The organism is Sphingomonas sanguinis NBRC 13937, assembly GCF_001591005.1.
Lineage (GTDB): Bacteria > Pseudomonadota > Alphaproteobacteria > Sphingomonadales > Sphingomonadaceae > Sphingomonas > Sphingomonas sanguinis.
On sequence record NZ_BCTY01000092.1, the window covers coordinates 1 to 5,613 of the forward strand.

A 5,613-nucleotide genomic window follows, 5' to 3' on the forward strand; every position below is an offset into this window, starting at 1 on the left:
GGGGTGTCCCGCTATCGAGACGGTGACACCCCTCCACCAGCTTTGCTGGTCCCCCTCCCCTTGCAGGGGAGGAATTGGTTAGGCCCGCTCCACGCGATATTCGATCGGCTTGAAACTGCCCCCATTGGATGCGGGCGCCGAACATGCGGTCAGGCCGATCACCAAGTCCATATGCGCCACAAAGCGGATATGATCGCCCGGCCCGCTCAAGGGTGGCAGCACCTCCAGCTTGCCCGTCTTCCCGTCGACGGGCACGTTCATGAAGCAGTTGAACGCCACCGGGATCCGGTCCGGCACTACGCCATAAGGCTCCAGCGCCGCCGCGAGATTGCCGAAGCACCCCCTATGGCGCGGCAGGTCGGGATAGAAATGGTCGAAGGTATCGACCGAACACGGCGTCAGCAGGAAGTCGTGCATCCCAACCGTATCCTCGACGATCTCAAGCATCACCCGCGACCGGTTGGAATAGAGCTTGTGCCCCTTGGTCAGCCGGATCGTCTCGGCATAATCGAGCGTACGGCCCGACGAAATCACCTCGTCCAGATCGTCGGCATTAAAGGCGAGCAGATCAGCGACCTGTCGCCCGCGCGGGTCGATAACGGTCAGGCTGTCTCCCTTGGACAGACGAAAGGCGTCCCCGCTGCGCGGCGGGATTTCGACGGTCGCAGCGTTCATGCCTTGGCCTCGCCCGGCGCGCCTGCATAGTGGAAGGGGCAGCGCCAGCCCTCCTCGACCACCCGGCCGCTATATTGCCGCGCCTCGCTCATCTCACCATGGCGGGCGAGCATGGGATTGCGCGTACCCGCCAGCGCTTCGTCGCGCATCATGATCTTCTCTCGCATCGTTTCGTACTTGCCCTGCGCGCGCAGCGTCTCAAACTGGTCATGCAGGTTGAAGATCATCGCGGGACGCGGGAAGCGCCGCGCCGGGCGGCTGGCATGGGGATGCAGCCCGACCACGAAAAATGCCTCACCGCCAAAGGACAGCGAGAAATGCGGATCGTCGGGATCAGCGCTGACCCGCGCATCCCAGTCCTGGCCCAGCCAGACATCCTTGTCGGACAGCGACTGGATACGCGCCCAGACCGCGCGCTCGAACGCCGCTTCGTCCAGCTCGTCAGGTCCGGCAAAGACGACCGCGAGGCTGCGGAACAGTTGCGGCTCGGCCCGGTAACACGCGGCAAAGCGGCGCAAGCGGTCATGGATGCGCAGGTCGTCCCAAGCGCTTGCAATGTCGCGGGCGCCCAGGATTTCCAGGGTGCCGCGCGCCATTGCCGCTTTGGCACCGACACAAGGGAAATCCGCAGCGGCGATATGGTCGCGCAGCAAGGCGGCCGACTCCGGCTCGCTCGGATCGTGCGCGGGGAAGAGGGTGCTATTATGGTTCGACATCGCCCGGCTGAACGTGCGCCGGATAGCCGCCGTTCCGCGAAAATTCTTTCGCGTCAATATATTGCCGGTCAATGCTCCATTAGATTGATAAAGATCAACATCACCGTGCGGTCCGTCGCCATTCAGCCGCGCTGCTGGGCCAGCCGGGGCACGTCGACCGATGATTCCGAGATCAACCGAACCGGCGATGGTCGGCGATAATGGAAGCCCTGCTGCCACCGCGCACCGCTGGCATGGGCGAGATGGACCATGGCTTGGTTCTCCACTCCCTCGATAATGACCGTGCCGCCCAATTCCCGGATCAGGCCGATCAGATGCCGCAGGCTCTGGGCGACACCGTCATCCGTCATGGCCCTGTGCAGGAAGAGCGCATCGATCTTCACCAAGGCCGGCATGAGGTCCATCAATTCCCGGATAGTGGTGAAACCCGCGCCGAAATCGTCGAGCGCCAATGTCGCACCGGCAGCGCGGAGCGCCCGAGCGAAGGCCACCGCTTCGTCTAGGCGGAAAATCGGTTCGGTCTCGGTAATCTCGACGATCAGCCGGCTGGCAATGTCCGGTCGATCGGTCAGGTCGCGCAGGATCTGGCGCCACCACCCGCGCAGATGCGCCGAGGTGGCCGAGATGTTGAGCCCCAATGTCGCGGTTGGATCGGCGCGTAGCTCGGCCAGGACGTAATGCGCCATCACCTTGTCGAAGGCCGACGCCATGCCAAGCCGCTCGAGCGCGGGAAATATCACGGCCGGGGACAGGCTTTCCCCATGATCCCCGAACCGCGCCAGCGCTTCGTGATACAGGATGCGGCCGCTGTCACGACAATCGCACACCGGCTGCCAATGCGGGTTCAGTCGCCCGTCGCGCGTGCAAGCAAAGGCGTGGGCCACCACCTGCATGTCGCTCTTGTAGATCGCGAACCAGCGCTCACCATGATCGGCCCGCATGTCGCGCGGCGTCCGATACCGCGGGATGTTGAGCGCCTGCCAGGATATCACCGCATGAACCGCCGCACCCATTTGCCCCGTCACCAGATCGATCGGAATGGGCTCGGCGGTCAGTTGATAGGGCAGGCTGGCCAAGCGGTCGGGGTCGATGGGGCCACCGCTGCGTATGTCCCCGAGAATCAGGAAACGGCCATGCTCGCGCTCCAATTCCACGCGCAGGCCCGCCTGCCGCAGCCGCGTCTGCACATGGCCCATGACCAGATCGGCAACCACGACGCCCCAGCAAGCCTCGAGCAATTCGAGATTGCCGACCTCTATATGATGGATCACATCCGACAAAGCACCCACCCCATCGTGCCGCATTGCCAGTAGTGAAGCCAATCTCCCCAGCCGCGACTCCTAATAACGCGGCGAGGGCTTAATCATATTACGCAATAACACAATCAGAGACGATATACGTTAACCACGATTTATCAACTCGATCCAAATTGATATGGGCAGAAATGTGCAACCTTCCATTTTTGGCAATTACCAATTTAGTACATATTAACTATATTAATTAACTAATTCAGCGTAATACTTACATGGACTTAGTCCAAGTTGGGGCGCAACCAACGTGTTGCCTGCGGCACGTCCACGCCGCGGCGAACGGCATAATCGGCGACCTGATCCTCGCCGATCCGCGCCACGCCGAAATATTCCGCCTGGCCATGACCGAAATAGAAGCCGCTGACCGCCGCCGTCGGCAGCATGGCGAAGCTGTCGGTCAGCTCCAGCCCAACAGCCGCCTCGCCCCCCAGCAGGTCGAATAGTGTCCGCTTGATGCTGTGTTCCGGACAGGCGGGATAGCCGGGTGCGGGGCGGATGCCGCGATATTGCTCGCGGATCAGCGCCTCGTTGGTCAGTTGCTCACCCGCCGCATAACCCCACAGGTCGGTGCGGACATGGGCGTGGAGGCGCTCGGCGAACGCCTCGGCCAGACGGTCGGCCAGTGCCTTGAGCAGGATGTCGTTATAATCGTCATGGCCGCTGCGGAAGCGTTCGATATGCGCGTCGATGCCGTGGATGCCGACCGCGAAGCCGCCGATCCAGTCACCCGCCGGATCGATGAAGTCGGCCAGGCACATATTGGCGCGGCCTTCGCGCTTGGCGATCTGCTGGCGCAGGAAGGGGATGCGGGTTTCCTCGCCCTCGGCGGTCAGGATCACGTCGTCACCATCGCGGCGGCACGGCCACAGCGCGGCGACGCCGCGCGCGGTCAGCCACTTCTCGGCGATGATCGTGTCGAGCATCGCCTGCGCATCGGCGTACAGCCCGCTGGCGCTCTCGCCGACCACCTCATCGGTCAGGATGGCGGGGAAGTTGCCCGCCAGTTCCCAGGCGCGGAAGAAGGGCGTCCAGTCGATATAGTCGCGCAGGTCGGACAGGTCCCAATCCTGATAGACATGCACGCCCGGCTGCTTGGGCTCACCCGCCTTCAGGGTCATATCCGCGACGAAGCCGCGCGCGCGGGCTTCCTCCAGCGGCAGGAGCGCGTTCGCCCCCTTCCCCTCGCGCGCCTTGCGGACGGCTTCGTAATCGGCCGCGACCTGCGCGACGTAAGGGTCGCGCTGGGTATCGGACACGAGCGTGGTCGCCACGCCGACCGCGCGGCTGGCGTCGAGGACGTGGACCACCGGCCCCTCATAGGCGGGCGCGATACGCAGCGCGGTGTGGACCTTGGAGGTGGTGGCACCGCCGATCAGCAGCGGCATGGTCATGCCCGCCCGCTGCATCTCCTCACCCACCGTCACCATCTCATCGAGCGAGGGGGTGATGAGGCCCGACAGGCCGATCATGTCGGCGTCATGCTCGACCGCCGAGGCAAGGATTTTCGACCAGGGGACCATGACGCCCAGATCGACCACCTCGAAGCCGTTGCACTGGAGCACGACGCCGACGATGTTCTTGCCGATATCGTGCACGTCGCCCTTGACGGTGGCGAGCACGATCTTGCCCTTGCCCTTGGCGCCCGGCTCCTTCGCCGCCTCGATGAAGGGAAGTAGGTGGGCGACCGCCTTCTTCATGACGCGGGCGGACTTGACCACCTGCGGCAGGAACATCTTGCCCGATCCGAACAGGTCGCCGACGACGTTCATGCCGTCCATCAGCGGGCCTTCGATCACCTCGATGGGCCGCGCGAACGCTTGCCGGCATTCCTCGGTATCGTCGACGACATGCGCGTCGATGCCCTTGACCAGCGCATATTCCAGACGCTTCGTCACCGGCAGGCTGCGCCATTCGGCCGCCTGCTTCTCGGCCACCGCATCGGTACCGCGATAACGCTCGGCCAGCGCCACCAGCCGCTCGCCCGCGTCCGGGTCACGGTTGAGGACGACATCCTCGCACGCCTGGCGCAGTTCGGGGTCGATCGTGTCGTACACGTCGAGCTGGCCCGCATTGACGATCGCCATGTCCATGCCCGCCGGAATGGCGTGGTAGAGGAACACCGAGTGCATCGCGCGGCGCACCGGTTCGTTGCCGCGGAAGCTGAAAGACAGATTCGACAGCCCGCCCGAGATATGGACGTGCGGGCAGCGCGCCTTGATTTCGCGGCACGCCTCGATGAAGTCGACGCCGTAATTGTTATGCTCTTCGATGCCGGTGGCGACCGCGAAGACATTGGGGTCGAAGATGATGTCCTCGGGCGGAAAGCCGATGGACATCAGCAGGTCGTAGGCGCGCGCGCAAATCTCGACCTTGCGGTCCTTAGTGTCGGCCTGACCGACCTCGTCGAACGCCATGACGACCACCGCCGCGCCGTACGCCATGCAGCGGCGGGCATAGTGAAGGAACGCCTCCTCGCCTTCCTTCATGCTGATCGAATTGACGATCGGCTTGCCGCTGACGCACTTCAGCCCCGCCTCGATCACGCTCCATTTCGAGCTGTCGATCATGATCGGCACGCGCGCGATATCGGGCTCGGCGGCGATCAGCTTGAGGAAGGTGGTCATGGCGTATTCGGCGTCGAGCAGCCCTTCGTCCATGTTGACGTCGACCACCTGCGCGCCATTCTCGACCTGGCTGCGCGCCACCTCCACCGCGCGGGCATAGTCGCCCGCCAGGATCATCTTCTTGAACGCCGCCGAGCCGGTGACGTTGGTCCGCTCGCCGACATTGACGAAATTGGTGGAGGAGGCGGTCTGGGTCATTTTTCGATCTCTATTCCTCCCCTGGAAGGGGAGGTGGCAGGGCGCAGCCCTGACGGAGGGGTGTCACGCTATCGAGAGGTGGGATACCCC

The 5,613-nt window shown here is 63.8% G+C and carries 4 protein-coding genes; all 4 read right to left on the reverse strand.

Annotation, left to right across the window (positions count from 1 at the left end; translation table 11 throughout):
* Positions 1 to 78: 78 nt before the first annotated feature.
* Entirely contained in the window at positions 79 to 675 is a 597-nt protein-coding gene (locus SSA01S_RS18525; protein WP_058718141.1) for a DUF1989 domain-containing protein, read from the reverse strand.
* Positions 672 to 1,391, reverse strand: a complete 720-nt coding sequence (gene gntA / locus SSA01S_RS18530; RefSeq protein ID WP_061781577.1) for a guanitoxin biosynthesis heme-dependent pre-guanitoxin N-hydroxylase GntA — start codon at positions 1,389 to 1,391, stop codon at positions 672 to 674. Before gntA ends, SSA01S_RS18525 begins: the two co-directional genes overlap by 4 nt.
* A gap of 122 nt (positions 1,392 to 1,513) precedes the next feature.
* Positions 1,514 to 2,662: an EAL domain-containing protein gene (locus SSA01S_RS18535; RefSeq protein WP_167348942.1), complete on the reverse strand. Its 1,149-nt coding sequence runs from the start codon at positions 2,660 to 2,662 to the stop codon at positions 1,514 to 1,516.
* Positions 2,663 to 2,922: 260 nt separating this feature from the next.
* Complete coding sequence (metH, locus tag SSA01S_RS18540; protein ID WP_061781579.1) at positions 2,923 to 5,523, reverse strand: methionine synthase; 2,601 nt, start codon at positions 5,521 to 5,523, stop codon at positions 2,923 to 2,925.
* Positions 5,524 to 5,613 lie beyond the last annotated feature (90 nt).

What these genes read in the sequence shown, in the direction of transcription:
- SSA01S_RS18525 (WP_058718141.1), bottom strand. Translation starts at nt 675, where the DNA reads ATGAACGCTGCGACCGTCGAAATCCCGCCGCGCAGCGGGGACGCCTTT.
- gntA (WP_061781577.1), bottom strand. Translation starts at nt 1,391, where the DNA reads ATGTCGAACCATAATAGCACCCTCTTCCCCGCGCACGATCCGAGCGAG.
- metH (WP_061781579.1), bottom strand. Translation starts at nt 5,523, where the DNA reads ATGACCCAGACCGCCTCCTCCACCAATTTCGTCAATGTCGGCGAGCGG.